The sequence below is a fragment of the Streptomyces sp. WAC 04229 genome (assembly GCF_003947455.1).
GTDB lineage: Bacteria > Actinomycetota > Actinomycetes > Streptomycetales > Streptomycetaceae > Streptomyces.
This window is the reverse complement of sequence record NZ_QHJH01000076.1, coordinates 1-16,774: the sequence shown is the minus strand read 5'-3', so window position 1 is coordinate 16,774 and position 16,774 is coordinate 1. Positions and strand designations below refer to the sequence as shown.

At 71.7% G+C, this 16,774-nt stretch carries 17 protein-coding genes; 8 read left to right on the top strand and 9 right to left on the bottom strand.

What is annotated here, in order from left to right; genetic code table 11:
• Positions 1 to 25 precede the first annotated feature (25 nt).
• Together DMH12_RS20805 and DMH12_RS20800 are read right to left on the bottom strand one after the other, a co-directional pair.
• Entirely contained in the window at positions 26 to 1,432 is a 1,407-nt protein-coding gene (locus DMH12_RS20805) for an ArsA family ATPase (protein WP_125493022.1), read from the bottom strand.
• Positions 1,429 to 2,406 (bottom strand): ArsA-related P-loop ATPase, encoded by a 978-nt coding sequence (locus tag DMH12_RS20800; RefSeq protein ID WP_125493021.1) that lies wholly within the window; start codon positions 2,404 to 2,406, stop codon positions 1,429 to 1,431. Before DMH12_RS20800 ends, DMH12_RS20805 begins: the two co-directional genes overlap by 4 nt.
• A 106-nt stretch (positions 2,407 to 2,512) precedes the next feature.
• Here DMH12_RS20800 and DMH12_RS20795 point away from each other — a divergent pair, with 106 nt between their 5' ends.
• The 5 genes from DMH12_RS20795 to DMH12_RS20775 all read left to right on the top strand — a co-directional run bounded on the left by DMH12_RS20795 (position 2,513) and on the right by DMH12_RS20775 (position 6,238).
• The gene (locus DMH12_RS20795; RefSeq protein WP_003975360.1) at positions 2,513 to 2,674 is read left to right on the top strand and encodes a DUF4177 domain-containing protein; all 162 of its coding nucleotides are present in this window, start codon (positions 2,513 to 2,515) and stop codon (positions 2,672 to 2,674) included.
• A complete protein-coding gene (locus tag DMH12_RS20790) occupies positions 2,671 to 3,138 on the top strand; it encodes a RidA family protein (RefSeq protein WP_125493020.1) in 468 nt (155 codons plus the stop codon). The genes DMH12_RS20795 and DMH12_RS20790 overlap by 4 nt, the downstream gene beginning before the upstream one ends.
• 192 nt (positions 3,139 to 3,330) lie before the next feature.
• Positions 3,331 to 4,383: an alpha/beta fold hydrolase gene (locus DMH12_RS20785; protein WP_399188120.1), complete on the top strand. Its 1,053-nt coding sequence runs from the start codon at positions 3,331 to 3,333 to the stop codon at positions 4,381 to 4,383.
• A 98-nt stretch (positions 4,384 to 4,481) separates the two neighbouring features.
• Complete coding sequence (locus DMH12_RS20780) at positions 4,482 to 5,399, top strand: NUDIX domain-containing protein (RefSeq protein ID WP_125493019.1); 918 nt, start codon at positions 4,482 to 4,484, stop codon at positions 5,397 to 5,399.
• A complete protein-coding gene (locus DMH12_RS20775; RefSeq protein ID WP_125493018.1) occupies positions 5,396 to 6,238 on the top strand; it encodes an MBL fold metallo-hydrolase in 843 nt (280 codons plus the stop codon). The genes DMH12_RS20780 and DMH12_RS20775 overlap by 4 nt, the downstream gene beginning before the upstream one ends.
• A gap of 19 nt (positions 6,239 to 6,257) precedes the next feature.
• Here DMH12_RS20775 and DMH12_RS20770 read toward each other — a convergent pair whose 3' ends face one another.
• A complete protein-coding gene (locus DMH12_RS20770; protein WP_122616797.1) occupies positions 6,258 to 6,932 on the bottom strand; it encodes a Crp/Fnr family transcriptional regulator in 675 nt (224 codons plus the stop codon).
• 369 nt (positions 6,933 to 7,301) lie between these two features.
• Here DMH12_RS20770 and nth point away from each other — a divergent pair, with 369 nt between their 5' ends.
• Genes nth through DMH12_RS20755 form a run of 3 tightly spaced genes read left to right on the top strand, consistent with a single transcriptional unit; the run spans position 7,302 to position 10,380 of the window.
• Positions 7,302 to 8,369, top strand: coding sequence for an endonuclease III (nth, locus tag DMH12_RS20765; protein WP_185832441.1), 1,068 nt, complete (start codon positions 7,302 to 7,304; stop codon positions 8,367 to 8,369).
• A 52-nt stretch (positions 8,370 to 8,421) separates the two neighbouring features.
• Positions 8,422 to 9,135, top strand: a complete 714-nt coding sequence (locus DMH12_RS20760) for a CoA pyrophosphatase (protein WP_125493017.1) — start codon at positions 8,422 to 8,424, stop codon at positions 9,133 to 9,135.
• Positions 9,136 to 9,180: 45 nt separating this feature from the next.
• Positions 9,181 to 10,380 carry a MarP family serine protease gene (locus DMH12_RS20755; RefSeq protein ID WP_125493016.1) on the top strand — a complete coding sequence of 400 codons (1,200 nt, stop codon included), beginning with the start codon at positions 9,181 to 9,183 and terminating at the stop codon, positions 10,378 to 10,380.
• Between the two features lie 16 nt (positions 10,381 to 10,396).
• On the opposite strand, the gene DMH12_RS20750 is transcribed toward DMH12_RS20755, so the two are convergent.
• The 6 genes from DMH12_RS20750 to DMH12_RS20725 all read right to left on the bottom strand — a co-directional run.
• Positions 10,397 to 10,588 (bottom strand): hypothetical protein, encoded by a 192-nt coding sequence (locus DMH12_RS20750; RefSeq protein ID WP_122616800.1) that lies wholly within the window; start codon positions 10,586 to 10,588, stop codon positions 10,397 to 10,399.
• 127 nt (positions 10,589 to 10,715) lie between these two features.
• The gene (locus tag DMH12_RS20745; RefSeq protein ID WP_125493015.1) at positions 10,716 to 11,669 is read right to left on the bottom strand and encodes an alpha/beta fold hydrolase; all 954 of its coding nucleotides are present in this window, start codon (positions 11,667 to 11,669) and stop codon (positions 10,716 to 10,718) included.
• The gene (locus tag DMH12_RS20740; RefSeq protein WP_053142649.1) at positions 11,666 to 12,154 is read right to left on the bottom strand and encodes a phage holin family protein; all 489 of its coding nucleotides are present in this window, start codon (positions 12,152 to 12,154) and stop codon (positions 11,666 to 11,668) included. Before DMH12_RS20740 ends, DMH12_RS20745 begins: the two co-directional genes overlap by 4 nt.
• 114 nt (positions 12,155 to 12,268) lie before the next feature.
• Positions 12,269 to 13,693 (bottom strand): Na+/H+ antiporter NhaA, encoded by a 1,425-nt coding sequence (gene nhaA / locus DMH12_RS20735; RefSeq protein ID WP_125493014.1) that lies wholly within the window; start codon positions 13,691 to 13,693, stop codon positions 12,269 to 12,271.
• 166 nt (positions 13,694 to 13,859) lie between these two features.
• The gene (gene acs, locus DMH12_RS20730) at positions 13,860 to 15,815 is read right to left on the bottom strand and encodes an acetate--CoA ligase (protein WP_125493013.1); all 1,956 of its coding nucleotides are present in this window, start codon (positions 15,813 to 15,815) and stop codon (positions 13,860 to 13,862) included.
• Positions 15,816 to 16,022: 207 nt separating this feature from the next.
• Positions 16,023 to 16,774, bottom strand: a 752-nt coding sequence (locus tag DMH12_RS20725; protein WP_312023952.1) for a carbonic anhydrase, incomplete at its 5' end; no start/stop codon positions are given.

The following is a 16,774-nucleotide window of genomic DNA, read 5'->3' as shown; positions in this document are numbered from 1 at the left end:
GGCTCCTCGGACGCCCCGGCCGGAGTCAGACGTCCGTCTCCGGAAGTTCGGGGTGGACCGTCGAGAGACGGACCCCGATGTCCCGCAGGCCCGCGAGGTCGTGCACGTCACCGGGGAGCGCGGCCACTTCGGTGACCGCCACCTCGGGATGACGCGCGGTGAAGCGGTCGCGCGTGCGCTGCTCACGGGCGAGCAGGTGCATCCGGTCCGCATGCAGCCTCAGCAGGCCCGAGGCCAGCTGGTCCACCGACCGCTCCGGCGTGTCCGCGGTCGGCGTGCCCACGTCCGGCGTGTCCGGGTCCTGCGTTCCCGCGTCCTGTGCGGCTGTATCCGGCGGGGCCGCGTCCGGCGTCGCCGCTTCCGGTGCGTCGTCTTCGTGGGTGTCTGAACTTCCGTACGTGTCGGGAGAGTTACGATTTCCAGCTTTCCCGCCGCCCTGATCCACAATGCGGGGATCCTCAAGATTTTCCGCGGCGGCGAGCGCCCGCTCGGCCGACAGCCGGTCGGCGCCGCTGCCGTGGACCCTGTTGAGCACCAGACCGGCCAGCGGCATGTCCTCGGCCGCCAGCCGCTCCACGAAGTACGCGGCCTCGCGCAGCGCGTCCCGCTCCGGGGCCGCGACCACGAGGAACGCCGTGCCGGGCGCCTGGAGCAGCTTGTACGTCGCGTCCGCGCGCGTACGGAACCCGCCGAACATGGAGTCCATCGCCGCCACGAAGGTCTGCACGTCCTTCAGGAACTGCCCGCCCAGCACCTTCCCCAGGACGCCGGTCATCATCGACATGCCGACGTTGAGGAACTTCATGCCGGCCCGGCCGCCGACCTTCGCGGGTGCCAGCAGGACCCGGATCAGCTTGCCGTCCAGGAAGGACCCGAGGCGCTTGGGAGCGTCCAGGAAGTCAAGCGCCGAACGGGACGGCGGCGTGTCGACGACGATGAGGTCCCACTCGTCCCTCGCCCGCAGCTGCCCCAGCTTCTCCATCGCCATGTACTCCTGCGTGCCCGCGAAGCCCGCCGAGAGTGACGCGTAGAAGGGGTTGCCCAGGATCGCCGCCGCCCGCTCGGGATCCGCGTGCGCCTCGACGATCTCGTCGAAGGTGCGCTTCATGTCGAGCATCATGGCGTGCAGCTCACCGCCCGCCGAGTCGTCGACTCCCTTCACCCGGCGCGGTGTGTTGTCCAGCGAGTCGATGCCCATCGACTGGGCGAGCCGCCGGGCCGGGTCGATGGTCAGGACGACCACCTTGCGGCCCCGCTCGGCCGCGCGCAGGCCCATGGCCGCCGCGGTGGTCGTCTTGCCGACCCCGCCCGCGCCGCAGCACACGACGATGCGGGTCTCCGGGTCCTCCAGCAGCGGGTCGACGTCGAGCACGCGCGCGTGGGAGAGGCGCCGCGCGCCCTCCTGGGGCCGGGCGGCCGGGTCCGGACTCATGCGATCCCCTGCTTCCGCAGCTCGGTGGCGAGTTCGTACAGGCCCGCGAGGTCCATGCCCTCGGCGAGCAGTGGTAGCTCGTGCAGCGGCAGGCCGAGGTCGGTCAGGACGGACCGCTGCTCCTGCTCCAGCGCGTACCGCTCGGCGTACTCCTCGGCCTGCGCCAGCAACGGGTCCACCAGCCGCTCGGCATGCCCGCCGCGCCGCGCCCCGCCGAGTCCGGCGCCGGACAGGGACCGCGCCAGAGCCCCGCGCGGGGTGCTCCGTACGAGGTCCAGGTCGGTGGCGTCCAGCACCTCGGGCCGGACCATGTTGACGACGACCCGGCCCACCGGGAGACGTGCCGCCCGCAGCTCCGCGATGCCGTCGGCGGTCTCCTGGACGGGCATCTCCTCCAGCAGCGTCACCAGGTGCACGGCCGTCTCCCGCGACTTCAGCACCCGCATCACGGCCTGCGCCTGATTGTGTATCGGGCCGACCTTCGCGAGGCCCGCCACCTCGTCGTTCACGTTGAGGAACCGGGTGATGCGGCCGGTCGGCGGGGCGTCCATGATGACGTAGTCGTAGACGAAACGTCCGTTTTTTTCCTTGCGGCGGACCGCCTCGCACGCCTTGCCGGTCAGGAGGACGTCCCTGACTCCCGGCGCGATGGTGGTCGCGAAGTCGATCGCGCCGAGCTTCTTCAGGGCCCGGCCGGCGCTGCCCAGCTTGTAGAACATCTGGAGGTAGTCCAACAACGCCTGTTCGGCGTCGATGGCGAGGGCGTACACCTCCCCGCCCCCTGGAGCGACGGCGATCTTCCGCTCCTCATAAGGCAGCGCCTCCGTCTCGAAGAGCTGCGCGATGCCCTGGCGGCCCTCGACCTCGACGAGAAGCGTGCGCTTCCCCTCGGCGGCGAGGGCCAGCGCGAGGGCGGCGGCCACCGTGGTCTTACCGGTTCCACCCTTGCCGCTGACGACCTGGAGCCTGCTCACGTATTCGAGCGTAACCAGTCGGCGCGCGGAGTACGCCGGAGGCTGTGGACGACGTCGCCGTGGTCGGCCCGCGGAGGGGTCCCGGGCAACGGCTAGAGTCGGCCGCATGACCAAGTGGGAATACGCAACCGTGCCGCTGCTCGTCCATGCCACGAAGCAGATTCTGGACACCTGGGGCGAGGACGGCTGGGAGCTCGTCCAGGTCGTGCCCGGGCCGAACAACCCCGAGCAGCTCGTCGCCTACCTGAAGCGGGAGAAGCAGGCATGAGCGCCGTCGAGGCGAAGCTGGCCGAGCTCGGCCTGACGCTGCCCGAGGTGGTGCCCCCGCTGGCCGCGTACCAGCCGGCCGTGCAGTCCGGGCCGTACGTCTACACCTCGGGGCAGCTGCCGATGGTGGAGGGCACGCTTCCGGTCACTGGCAAGGTGGGTGCGGAGGTCACCGCCGAGGAGGCCAAGGAACTCGCCCGCACCTGCGCGCTGAACGCCCTGGCCGCCGTGAAGTCCGTCGCCGGTGACCTCGACCGCGTCGCACGCGTGGTGAAGGTCGTCGGCTTCGTGGCCTCCGCGTCCGACTTCACCGGCCAGCCCGGCGTGATCAACGGCGCCAGCGAACTGCTCGGCGCGGCCCTGGGCGACAAGGGCGTCCACGCCCGCAGCGCGGTCGGCGTGGCGGTCCTCCCGCTGGACGCACCGGTCGAGGTCGAGATCCAGGTGGAACTGGTCCAGGCGTAGCAGCCGGGTGGCCGCGGGCCGCCAGGAGCGCTGTGCGGAAGACATCGGGTTTGTTGCCGACCCGGCAACAAACCTCGGCGCCTCGCCCTGGTGGCCCGCACGATCGGTGTCGGTGCCCCGGGCGGGGCGGGACCGGCGTGAGGCCGGGGGCCCGCTCGTAGGCGCCGGTCGTTCCAAGCGCCAGGAGGAGCCATGCCGCAGCCGTCCGTGACCGATCAGACCGTTCAGTCGGATCGGACCGTTCAGTCGGATCGGACCGTTCAGCCCGTTCACCGTCTGGTGCCCTCGCCCGAGGGGCGGATCCACCTGGTGGAGCAGGGCAGCGGGCCCTTGGTCCTGCTCGTCCACGGCTTCCCCGAGTCCTGGTACTCCTGGCGCCGCCAGCTGCCCGCGCTGGCCGCCGCCGGTTTCCGGGCCGTCGCGATCGACGTACGCGGCTACGGACGCTCCTCGCGGCCGGACGCGGTCGAGGCGTACCGGATGCTGGACCTGGTGGCGGACAACGTCGCCGTCGTGGAGGCCCTGGGGGAGAGCTCCGCCGTCGTCGTCGGCCACGACTGGGGCGCGAACATCGCCGCGAACTCCGCGCTGCTGCGGCCCGACGTGTTCCGCGCGGTGGGTCTGCTGAGCGTGCCGTACACGCCGCCGGGCGGCCCGCGGCCCAGCGACGTCTTCGCGGGGATGAGCGGGCCCTCCGGTCCCTTCGCCGGGCAGGAGTTCTACGTCTCCTACTTCCAGGAGCCCGGGCGCGCCGAGGCGGAGATCGAGCCCGACGTGCGCGGCTGGCTGGCCGGCTTCTACGCCGCCCTCTCCGCCGACACCATGCCCCCGCCCGAGGCCCCCGACCCGCATTTCGTCGCCCCCGGCGGCAGGCTGCGCGACCGGTTCCCGGCCGCCGGGCGGCTGCCCTCCTGGCTGACCGAGGAGGAGCTGGACGTCTACGCGGCGGAGTTCGAGCGCACCGGCCTGACCGGCGCCCTCAACCGCTACCGGAACATGGACCGCGACTGGGCCGACCTGGCGGGACACGCGGGCGCCCCGGTCACCCAGCCCGCCCTGTTCCTCGGCGGCGCCCTGGACGCCTCCACGACCTGGCTCTCCGACGCGATCGAGGCGTACCCCACGACCCTGCCGGGTCTCAGCGCCTCGCACCTGCTGGAGGGCTGCGGGCACTGGCTCCAGCAGGAGCGCCCCGACGAGACGAACCGGCTGCTCACCGAGTGGCTGGCCGCCCTCCCCGGCTGACCTCCGTCCCTGACCCCCGTCCCTGGCGTCCGTCTCCGACGTGCGTCCCGCCCCTGGGACCACTCGAACATCCGCCCGTCACCGGATAGCCTCCGGCCATGGCGAATGCGCAGGCGAACGGGCAGTGGTACCCACCGGAGTGGCCGGACCGCATCCGCGCGCTGGCGGCCGGCACCCTCACCCCGGTCGCCCCGAAACGCGCGGCCACGGTCATGCTCCTCAAGGACACCGGCGCCGGTCCGGCCGTCCACATGCTGCGCCGACGCACCTCCATGGCGTTCGCCGGGGGTGCGTACGCCTACCCGGGCGGCGGCGTCGACCCGCGCGACGACGACCGCGTCATCGGCTGGGCGGGCCCCACGCGCGCGTGGTGGGCGGACCGGCTCGGCGTCGACGCGGCGGGCGCCCAGGCGATCGTCTGCGCGGCCGTGCGGGAGACCTACGAGGAGGCGGGCATCCTGCTGGCCGGCCCGACGGGCGACTCGGTGGTCGGCGACACGACCGGCGCAGACTGGGAGGCGGACCGCGCCGCCCTGGTCGCCCGCGAGCTGTCCTTCGCGGAGTTCCTGGACCGCCGCGGTCTCGTCCTGCGCTCCGACCTGCTCGGCGCCTGGGCCCGCTGGATCACCCCGGAGTTCGAGTCCCGGCGCTACGACACCTGGTTCTTCGTGGCCGTGCTCCCCGAGGGGCAGCGCGCCCGCAACGCCTCCACGGAGGCCGACCGCACGGTGTGGATCACGCCGGCCGAGGCGACGGCGGGGTACGACAAGGGCGAGCTGCTGATGATGCCGCCGACCGTCGCGACCCTGCGCGGGCTCGCGGCCTGCGGTACGGCGGCCGAGGCGCTGGCGTCGGCGCCGGGCCGCGACATGACCCCGGTGCTCGCGCGGGCGCGGCTGGAGGGCGACGAGGTGGTCCTCTCCTGGCCGGGGCACGAGGAGTTCACCAAGCACGTGCCGAGTACGGCGCCGGCGCCCGCGACGCCTGCCGACCCGACCGGGGGAGCCACCGCATGACGGACGCAGCAGCACTGCCCGGCCAGCCGAGGGGCGGCGTCCTCTCGGGACCGGCCACCGCACGCGCGGTGAACGTCCTGGCGCCCAATCCCTCCGCCATGACGCTGGACGGCACGAACACCTGGATCCTCGCCGAACCCGACTCCGACCTGGCCGTCGTGGTCGACCCGGGCCCGCTGGACGACGTCCACCTGCGGAACGTCGTGGACACGGCCGCTCGCGCGGGCAAGCGCGTCGCGCTGACCCTCCTGACGCACGGTCACCCGGACCACGCGGAGGGCGCCGCGCGCTTCGCCGAGCTGACGGGCACGAACGTCCGGGCGCTGGACCCGGCCCTGCGGCTGGGCGACGAGGGGCTGGCGGCGGGCGACGTGATCGGCGTCGGCGGCCTGGAGCTGAGGGTCGTACCGACGCCCGGGCACACGGCCGACTCGCTGTGCTTCCATCTCCCGGCCGACCGCGCGGTCCTGACGGGCGACACGATCCTGGGGCGCGGTACGACGGTGGTGGCCCATCCGGACGGCCGTCTCGGGGACTACCTGGACTCGCTGCGCCGGCTCAGGTCGCTCACGGCCGACGACGGGGTGCACACGGTGCTGCCGGGCCACGGGCCGGTCCTGGAGGACGCCCAGGGCGCCGTGGAGTTCTACCTCGCGCACCGCGCCCACCGCCTCGCCCAGGTCGAGACGGCGGTGGAGAACGGTCACCGGACGCCGGGCGAGGTCGTCACCCACGTGTACGCGGACGTCGACCGGTCCCTGTGGCCGGCGGCGGAACTCTCGGTGCGGGCGCAGCTCGAGTACCTGGACGAGCACGGGCTCATCCAGCCACTCGGCTGACGAAGCGACCGGGGGCGGCTCAGCGCGAGCGCTTGGCGAGCCGCTCCACGTCCAGCAGGATCACCGCGCGGGCCTCCAGGCGGAGCCAGCCGCGCTGGGCGAAGTCGGCCAGGGCCTTGTTGACCGTCTCGCGGGACGCGCCGACCAGCTGGGCCAGCTCCTCCTGCGTCAGGTCGTGCACGACGTGGATGCCCTCCTCGGACTGCACGCCGAACCGGCGGGAGAGGTCCAGCAGGGCGCGGGCGACGCGGCCGGGGACGTCCGAGAAGACCAGGTCCGACATGGCGTCGTTGGTCTTGCGCAGGCGGCGCGCGACGGCGCGCAGCAGGGCGGTGGCCACCTCGGGGCGGACGTTCAGCCAGGGCTGCAGGTCGCCGTGGCCGAGGGCCAGCAGCTTGACCTCGGTCAGCGCGGTGCCGGTCGCGGTGCGCGGGCCCGGGTCGAAGAGCGACAGCTCACCGATCAGCTCGCTGGGACCGACCACGGCCAGCATGTTCTCGCGCCCGTCGGGGGACGTGCGGTGGAGCTTGACCTTGCCTTCCGTGACCACGTAGAGGCGGTCTCCGGGGTCTCCCTCGTGAAACAGGGTGTCGCCGCGGGCGAGGGTCACCTCACTCATGGAGGCGCGGAGCTCCGAGGATTGCTCGTCGTCGAGCGCCGCGAAGAGCGGGTTGCGCCGCAGAACGTCGTCCACGAGTTCTCTCCTTGTCGACCGGCTCAGAGGATCTTGTTCCCCCGGTGTACCAGGGGTCCGTGGTGCCCATTTTGCCGGACAGTCCAAACAGTGTGATCTGTCACAAGGATGCCGCACTGGTGTCCCGGGGTACGCGGCAGGGGTCCAATTGGACGTCGATCTTCGGGGTCCGGGGCGGATGTCGGTGCCGGGCCGTAGGCTGGCCGGGTGTCCAAATCGCCGGTGAGAGCACAGGCCGAGGGGGCTGCGCGGGTGGGTGTACGTCGCGATTCCGCTGTGGGCGAACAGGGCCCCGATGGCGGTAGGAAAACGGCAAAAGCGACAAAAAGGGCGGCGCCTGGCAAGAGGGTGACCGCGGAGAAGGATGCCGTGAAGAGGACCGCGCCCGCGAAGAAGGCCGCCCCTGCGAAGAAGGCGGCCTCCGCGAAGAAGGCAGCCGCCGCGAAGGACACCGCGCCCGCGAAGAAAGCCGCGCCCGCCAAGAAGCAGGCATCCGCGAAGAAGGCCGCGCCCGCCAAGAAGCAGGCATCCGCCAAGGCCGGGAAGCAGGCCCCCGCCAAGAGGCAGGCCCCCGCCAAGACGCCCGCCGTCGCCCCCAAGAAGGCCTCCGCCGCAGTCAAGGGCGTCGCCCCGGCGAAGACCGTCGCCGCGAAGCCGCCGCGCGGCGAGTCGCGCACCTCCCTGGTCCGCCGGGCCCGCCGGATCAACCGCGAGCTGGCCGAGGTCTACCCGTACGCCCACCCGGAGCTGGACTTCGAGAACCCGTTCCAGCTGGTCGTGGCCACGGTGCTGTCCGCCCAGACCACCGACCTGCGGGTCAACCAGACCACCCCCGCGCTCTTCGCCAAGTACCCCACCCCCGAGGACCTGGCCGCCGCCAACCCCGAGGAGGTCGAGGAGATCCTCCGTCCGACCGGATTCTTCCGGGCCAAGACCAAGTCGGTCATAGGGCTGTCGAAGGCCCTGGTGGAAGAGTTCGGCGGCGAGGTCCCCGGCCGCCTCGAAGACCTGGTCAAACTGCCCGGTGTGGGCCGCAAGACCGCCTTCGTCGTGCTCGGCAACGCCTTCGGCCGCCCCGGCATCACCGTGGACACGCACTTCCAGCGCCTGGTGCGCCGCTGGGAGTGGACCGAGGAGACCGACCCGGACAAGATCGAGGCCGCCGTCGGCGCGCTCTTCCCGAAGAGCGACTGGACGGACCTCTCGCACCACGTGATCTGGCACGGCCGCCGCATCTGCCACGCCCGCAAGCCCGCCTGCGGCGCCTGCCCCGTCGCCCCGCTCTGCCCGGCGTACGGGGAGGGAGAGACGGACCCGGAGAAGGCGAAGAAGCTGCTGAAGTACGAGAAGGGCGGCTTCCCCGGCCAGCGGCTGAACCCCCCGCGCGCCTACCTGGACGCGGGCGGGAAGGCGGCACCGCCACTGGGGTCCGCGTGACGGAACGATCCCGGGGGTGTCGGGCGTTGGAGTCGGCAGGACGGGGGTGTGGATGACACGGGCGAGCGACACGCAGGGCCACGCGCGGGGCGCGATGCTCAGCAAGGAGTGTCTGCCGGACTGGCTGGACCCGGTGGTGCGGGCCGTCGAGACGGTGCGGCCCACGCAGCTGAGCCGCTTCCTGCCGCCCGCGGACGGTGCCGGCCGCCAGTCCGCCGTGCTGATCCTCTTCGGGGACGGCGCGGGCCGGGCCGGCCGCGGCCCCGAGCTGCTGCTCATGGAGCGGGCCGGCTCTCTGCGCTCCCACCCCGGCCAGCCCGCCTTCCCGGGCGGCGCCCTGGACCCCGAGGACGGTGATCCGCGGGGCGACGGGCCGCTTCGGGCCGCCCTGCGCGAGGCCGAGGAGGAGACCGGGCTCGACCCGTCCGGTGTGCAGCTCTTCGGTGCCCTGCCCAAGCTCTACATCCCGGTCAGCGGCTTCGTCGTCACCCCGGTGCTGGCCTGGTGGCGCGAGCCCTCCCCGGTCGGCGTCGTCGACCCCAACGAGACCGCGCGGGTCTTCACCGTCCCCGTGGCGGATCTCACGGACCCGGCCAACCGGGTGACCACCGTCCATCCCAGCGGACACCGCGGCCCGGCATTCCTGGTCGAATCGGCACTCGTGTGGGGCTTCACCGCCGGCGTCATCGACCGGTTGCTGCACTTCGCGGGCTGGGAGCGGCCCTGGGACCGGGACAAGCAGGTCCCGCTGGACTGGCGCGCATGACAGGGTGGCCTGCGTACCGAAGACGACAAGGCGAGGCCTGAATCAGTGAACGTGCTGGACATCCTGTTGCTGCTGGCCGCCGTCTGGTTCGCGATCGTCGGGTTCCGCCAGGGCTTCGTCGTCGGCATCCTGTCGGTGACCGGCTTCCTCGGGGGCGGGCTCGTCGCCGTCTATCTGCTGCCGGTCGTCTGGGACGTACTGACGGACAACGCGGAGGTGAGCACGACCGCCGCCGTCGTCGCGGTCGTCGTCATCATCCTGTGCGCCTCCGTCGGCCAGGCCCTCACCACGCATCTGGGCAACAAGCTGCGCCGGTACATCACCTGGTCCCCGGCCCGCGCCCTGGACGCCACCGGCGGCGCACTGGTCAACGTCGTCGCCATGCTCCTGGTCGCCTGGCTGATCGGTTCCGCCCTGGCCCGGACCACGATGCCGACGGTCGGCAAGGAGGTGCGGCAGTCCACGGTGCTGGGGGGTATGCAGGAGGTGCTGCCCGCGGGGGCCGAGAACTGGTTCGAGAGCTTCACGTCGGCCCTTGAGCAGAACGGCTTCCCGCAGGTCTTCAGCCCGTTCGCCAACGAGTCGATCCCCGACACGCAGCCGCCCGACCCGGCGCTGGCGAACAGCCCCGTCGCCGACCGCGCCAAGCGGTCCATCGTCAAGGTCATGGGCACCGCCCCCGACTGCGGCAAGGTCCTGGAGGGCACCGGCTTCGTCTTCGGCGACCGCCGGGTCATGACCAACGCCCATGTGGTGGGCGGCGTCGACGAGCCCACCGTGCAGATAGGCGGCGAGGGCAGGAAGTACGACGCGACGGTCGTCCTCTACGACTGGCGGCGCGACATCGCCGTACTCGACGTGCCGGAACTGGACGCGCCCGCCCTGCGGTTCACCGACGAGGACGCGAGCCGCGACGACGGCGCGATCGTCGCGGGCTTCCCGGAGAACGGCGCGTACGACGTCCGTGCAGCCCGGATCCGCGGGCGCATCACCGCCAACGGCCCGGACATCTACCACCGCGACACCGTCGGCCGCGACGTCTACTCGCTGTACGCGACCGTCCGTCAGGGAAACTCCGGTGGCCCCCTGCTGACGCCCGAGGGCGAGGTCTACGGCGTGGTCTTCGCCAAGTCCCTGGACGACCCCGAGACCGGCTACGCGCTCACCGTGGACGAGATCCGCGAGGACATCAGCGAGGGCCGCACGGCCAACCGGCAGGTCGACAGCGACAGCTGCGCGCTCTAGGGGGCACGCGGGAGATCTACACCTGCGAGCCGCGTTGGTGGCGCAGTCGTACCGAGACCCAGCGGGCCCGGCGGCGCAGGATGAGGGGGATGCCCACCCGTGGGTCGGCACCCGCCAGTTGCGGGGTGCCGCCTCGTCGGTGGATGTTCATGCCGCTCGTGGAGCGGCCGTCGCGTGCTACGTCGTTGTAGTCGTGCGTCCAGCCCATACCGGGACGTGTGCCCCCGACCCAAGGTCGATAACCGCTCGGCGGGCGCCCAATTGGCCTATGCGCGGGGCAAGTGGCCGTTCATAGGACAAGCGTTCTGGTTCGGGTACGGGGCGCGTTCGTTCCGTCACCGATCGGGTTCGGGATCCTTCAGCCAGTTGATCAGTTCGGTCGAGAACGCGACCGGATCCTCTTCGTGCGGGAAGTGCCCGAGACCGTCGAACAACCGCCAGCGGTACGGTGCTTCGACGTACTGCCCGGACCCGGCCGCGCTCCGCGTCCGCATCACGGGGTCGAGCGAACCGTGCAGGTGCAGGGTCGGCACGCGCACCGGCCGCTTCATGCGGCGGTAGAACTGGATGCCGTCCGGACGGGCCAGCGAGCGCACCAGCCAGCGGTACGGCTCGACGGAGCAGTGCGCCGTGGAGGGGACGCACATCGCGCGCCGGTACGCCGTCACCGCCTCCTCGTCCAGCAGCCGCGGCCCGGACCAGTCGTGGAGCAGCCGGCCGACCAGCGCGCCGTCGTCCGCGGTGAGTTGACGCTCCGGCACCCACGGGCGCTGGAAGCCCCAGATGTAGGAGCCCGCCCGACTCTGCCGGACGTCTCCGAGCATGGCCGAGCGCCAGCGCCGGGGGTGCGGCATCGAGGAGACCGCGAGCCGCCGCACCAGCTTGGGCCGCATCGCGGCGGCCGTCCAGGCCAGGTAGCCGCCCAGGTCGTGGCCGACCAGCGCGGCGTCCGGCTCGCCGAGCGAGCGGACCACCCCGGTGATGTCCAGGGCCAGCCCGGCGGGATCGTAGCCGCGCGGGGTGCGGTCGCTGCCGCCGACGCCGCGCAGGTCCATGGCGACCGCGCGGAATCCGGCGTCGGCGAGCGCCACGAGCTGGTGCCGCCAGGTCCACCAGAACTGGGGGAAGCCGTGCAGCAGCAGCACCAGCGGCCCGTCGCCTAGCTCCGCGATGTGGAAGCGGGCGCCGTTGGCCGCGACGTCCCGGTGGATCACCTCGTGTCCGCCGGGCATGGCCGGCCGGACTACCGAGGTGGGGGGCTGGCCCGAAGGGGTGGTGGAGCCGGTCATGAGGACGAGCGTGCCACAGCCTCGATGGCTTCGGGGGACCGGTCCGCGGGCAGCTCCGGACGCGGGTGCGGCTTGGCGTTCTGCAGTACGCCCGCCGACTGCTTCACCGAGGCGGCGACCTTCTGCGGGCCCTTGCCCTTCTTGGCCTTCTTCGCGAAGACGATGCCGATCAGCGCGAGGAGGGCCGCGACGAGGACGTTCGCCGCGAAGGACAGCAGGAAGCAGACGGCCATGTTCCAGCCGCTCCAGGTCCGGATGCCGTAGGCGAGCGCGAAGCTCAGCATCGGCAGCGAGAACAGGAGGACGGCCCCGGCCGCGGAGAACGCGCCGCCGCTCGTCGCCCCGCGCTTGACGTCCTGCCTCAGCTGCGCCTTGGCCAGCGCGATCTCGTCGTGCACGAGCGCCGACAATTCGGTGGTCGCCGAGGCGAACAGCTGGCCGATGCTGCGTTCGGTGCCGACCGGGCTGCCGTCGGGTGCGCTCATCGCGGTCTCCCTCTTCTGCTGGCTCATCTGCGTACGGTTTCGTGACGTCGTCCTCGGCCCCGATGCGTCCGGTCCGAGCGCGAACGGTCCCGTCTTTTGTACCGTCTCGTCAGATCATGCCGGACCGCCGCCCTCATCGCCTGCCCCGCCCTTTACTTCGGCAAGCCGTGCGGCCTCCATCTCCTCGGCGATCCGGCGGTGCTCGGCGGCCTTCTTCTCGTAGATGGCGGCCACGCGCAGGTGGTAGGCCGGGTCGTCCTCCTCGTAGATGTCCGGTACGCCGCTGAGGTCGTCGTCCCGCTCCTCGTTGGCCACCATCCCGCGGTACTTGGCGTTCCGTATCTTCAGCAGCACCGTCGCCAGGCCCGCCGCGATCAGCGAGCCGGTGAGGACGGCGGCCTTCACCTCGTCCGTCAGCGCCGCGTCGCCCTCGAAGGCCAGCTCGCCGATGAGCAGCGAGACGGTGAACCCGATGCCGGCCAGCGTCGCCACCGCGAACACGTCGGCCCATTCGAGGTCGTCGCTGAGCGAGGCCTTGGTGAAGCGCGCGGTCAGCCAGGTGCCACCGAAGATGCCGACCGTCTTGCCGATCACGAGGCCCAGCACCACACCGAGGGTCTCCGGCTTGGTGAACACGTCGGCGAGCGCTCCACCCGAGATGGACACACCCGCGCTGAACAGCGCGAACAACGGCACGGCCAGGCCCGCCGACAGCGGGCGGACCAGGTGCTCGATGTGCTCGCCGGGCGCGTGCTCCTCGCCCTCGCGCCGGTGGCAGCGCAGCATCAGGCCCATCGCGACACCGGCGATGGTGGCGTGGATGCCGCTGTTGTACATCAGCCCCCAGATCACGAGGCCGAGCGGGACGTACACGTACCAGCCGCGCACGCCCTTGCGCAGCAGCAGCCAGAAGACGCCGAGGCCGACGACCGCGCCGCCCAGTGCGGCGAAGTTCAGGTCGGAGGTGAAGAAGACCGCGATGATCAGGATGGCGAACAGGTCGTCGACGACCGCGAGCGTCAGCAGGAACGCCCGCAGGGCGCTCGGCAGGGACGTGCCGATGACGGCGAGCACCGCGAGCGCGAAGGCGATGTCGGTGGCGGTGGGCACGGCCCAGCCGGCCAGGGAACCCCCGCTCGTGGTGGCGGTGACGGTGTAGACGAGGGCCGGTACGGCCATGCCGCACAGGGCGGCCACCACGGGGAGGGCGGCGGCCTTGGGGTCCTTGAGGTCACCGGCGACGAGTTCGCGCTTGAGCTCGATACCGGCGACGAAGAAGAAGATCGCGAGGAGCCCGTCGGCGGCCCAGTGCGCGACGGAGAGGTCCAGGCCGATGGCCGCGGGGCCGAAGTGGAAGTCGCTGACGCTCTCGTAGCTGTCGTGCAGCGCCGGTATGTTCGTCCACACCAGTGCGGCGACCGCGGCGACCAGCAGCAGCACACCGCCGACGGTCTCGGTGCGCAGCGCCTCCGCGACGTAGTTCCGCTCCGGGAGGGACAGGCGTCCGAAGGCTTTGCGGGGGGTGCGGGGCGCGGTCACGGGGAAGACCTCCGGTCTGTGGGCAGCACTGAAACACTTGCCGACCAGACTTCCCGGCGCACCATGAGGATCTTGTTGGTTTTCTTACGCGCTTCTCACCCTACCCATACGGCAAACGGAAAGGGCACCCGGCGGGTCTTCGCCGGGTGCCCTCGGAGCAGGGGGTTCAGTCCTCGCTGGGTGCCGCGGGGAGCTTCGTCTGGATGAGGTCCATGACGGTGGAGTCGGTCAGGGTGGTGACGTCTCCGAGCTGGCGGTTCTCCGCCACGTCCCGCAGCAGGCGCCGCATGATCTTGCCGGACCGGGTCTTCGGCAGTTCGGCCACCGGCAGGATCCGCTTGGGCTTGGCGATCGGGCCGAGCGCGGTGCCGACGTGGTTGCGCAGCTCGGTGACCAGGTCCTCGGACTCCGCCGCCGTGCCGCGCAGGATCACGAAGGCCACGATGGCCTGTCCGGTCGTCTCGTCGGCCGCGCCGACCACGGCCGCCTCGGCGACCGAGGAGTGGGAGACGAGGGCCGACTCGACCTCGGTGGTCGAGATGTTGTGGCCGGAGACGAGCATCACGTCGTCGACCCGGCCGAGGAGCCAGATGTCGCCGTCGTCGTCCTTCTTGGCGCCGTCGCCCGCGAAGTACTTGCCCTCGAAGCGCGACCAGTACGTGTCGATGAACCGCTGGTCGTCGCCCCAGATGGTGCGCAGCATCGACGGCCACGGCTCGGTGAGGACCAGGTAGCCGCCCCCGCCGTCCGGCACCTCGTTGGCCTCGTCGTCGACGACGGTGGCGGAGATGCCGGGCAGTGCGCGCTGGGCGGAGCCGGGCTTGGCCTCGGTGACACCGGGCAGCGGTGTGATCATCATCGCGCCGGTCTCGGTCTGCCACCAGGTGTCCACGACCGGGGTCGCGTCCGCGCCGATGTTCTTGCGGTACCAGACCCACGCCTCGGGGTTGATCGGCTCACCGACCGAGCCGAGGACGCGCAGCGAGGTCAGGTCGAACTTCGCGGGGATGTCGTCGCCCCACTTCATGAACGTCCGGATCGCGGTGGGCGCGGTGTAGAGGATCGTCACGCCGTACTTCTGCACGATCTCCCAGAACCGGCCCTGGTGCGGGGTGTCCGGGGTGCCCTCGTACATGACCTGCGTCGCGCCGTTGGCCAGCGGGCCGTAGACGATGTAGGAGTGCCCGGTGACCCAGCCGACGTCGGCGGTGCACCAGTAGACGTCGGTCTCCGGCTTGAGGTCGAAGACCGCCCAGTGCGTGTACGCCGTCTGGGTGAGGTAGCCGCCGGAGGTGTGCAGGATGCCCTTGGGCTTTCCCGTCGTACCGGACGTGTAGAGGATGAACAGCGGGTGCTCGGCGTCGAACGCCTCCGGCGTGTGCTCGGCGGACTGCCGGTCGACGGTCTCGTGCCACCACTTGTCGCGGGAGTCGTCCCAGGCGACGTCCTGCCCGGTGCGGCGGACGACGAGCACGTGCTCGACGATGCCGGCCCGCTCGGCGGCCTCGTCGACGGCCGGCTTGAGCGCGGACGGCTTGCCGCGCCGGTAGCCGCCGTCGGAGGTGATGACGACCTTGGCGTCGGCGTCCTGGATGCGGGTGGCGAGGGCGTCGGAGGAGAAGCCGCCGAAGACCACCGAGTGGGCGGCGCCGATCCGGGCGCAGGCCAGCATGGCGATCGCCGTCTCCGGGATCATCGGCATGTAGACCGCGACCCGGTCGCCCTTCTGCACGCCCAGCTCCAGCAGAGCGTTGGCGGCCTTGGAGACCTCGTCCTTCAGCTCGGCGTAGGTGACGGCGCGGCTGTCGCCGGGCTCGCCCTCGAAGTGGATGGCGACGCGGTCGCCGTGACCGGCCTCCACGTGCCGGTCGACGCAGTTGTAGGCGACGTTGAGCTTGCCGTCCCTGAACCACTTGGCGAACGGCGGATTCGACCAGTCGAGCGTCTCGGTCGGCTCCTCGGCCCAGGTCAGCCGGCGGGCCTGCTCGGCCCAGAAGCCGAGCCTGTCTGCCTTGGCCCGTTCGTACGCCTCTGCCGTGACGTTGGCGTTCGCGGCCAGGTCGGCGGGGGGTGCGAACCTGCGTTCTTCCTTGAGCAGGTTGGCCAAGGATTCGTTGCTCACGACATCTCCCTTTCTCAGGGTTGTCCGTTGTGTCCCAGGCCACAGCTCATCAGACCCGGGGGGCCGGTGACAAGGGCCGACGGGCAATTGGTTTAGACCTGTCGTGTTCCTTCGCCGCGTTCCCTTCGCGGCCCTGGTCACCCGTACCCACGGACGTCGGCGGTGCCGAGTTCAGCCTCTGTAACGCCCGTCACACCCCACGGGAGGTCAGGCGGTCAGGTCGGTCTCCAGCACCCGCTCGAACACGGCCTCCCCGTCGCCCTCGGCGAGCAGGTACGACTGGGCCTCGCCGACGTGGAAGTACATGCCGTGCAGTTCCAGATCGCCGGAGGCCAGGGCCCGGGACACCGACTCGTGGGCGCGTAGGTGCTCCAACTGCTGGACCACGTTGGCCAGGCAGAGCTGCTCGGCCGCGTCGGCGGGCCCGCGTCCCGCGAGCCGGGGCCGGGTGTCGTCCTCGGGCAGGCGCTCCAGGCTCGGCAACCCGTGCCGCAGCCACCTCTTGAGCGGTGTCTGTCTGCCACCGGGCTCGGCGCCGAGCAGCGTCTGCATGGCCCCGCACCCGGAGTGCCCGCACACGGTGATGGACCGCACCTTCAGTACGTCCACCGCGTACTCGATCGCGGCGGCCACCGAGTCGTCGCCCTCGTCACCCGGCAGCGGTACGAAGTTGCCCACATTGCGTACGACGAAGAGGTCGCCGGGGCCACTGGAGGTGATCATCGATGTGACGACCCGGGAATCGGCGCAGGTCAGGAAGAGCTGGGAGGGCTGCTGTCCCTCCCGGGCCAGCCGGGCCAGCTCGCCGCGGACCAGGGGGGCGGTGTTGCGCTGGAAGGCGCTGATGCCGCGCGCGAGTTCGCGTCCGTCGGCCGCACCGGGCACCGTGTCCGCGTCGCCGGTGGCATCCGGCCGGCCGGCGCCGGGCGGATGCCACCGGCGACGCGGACACGGTGCCC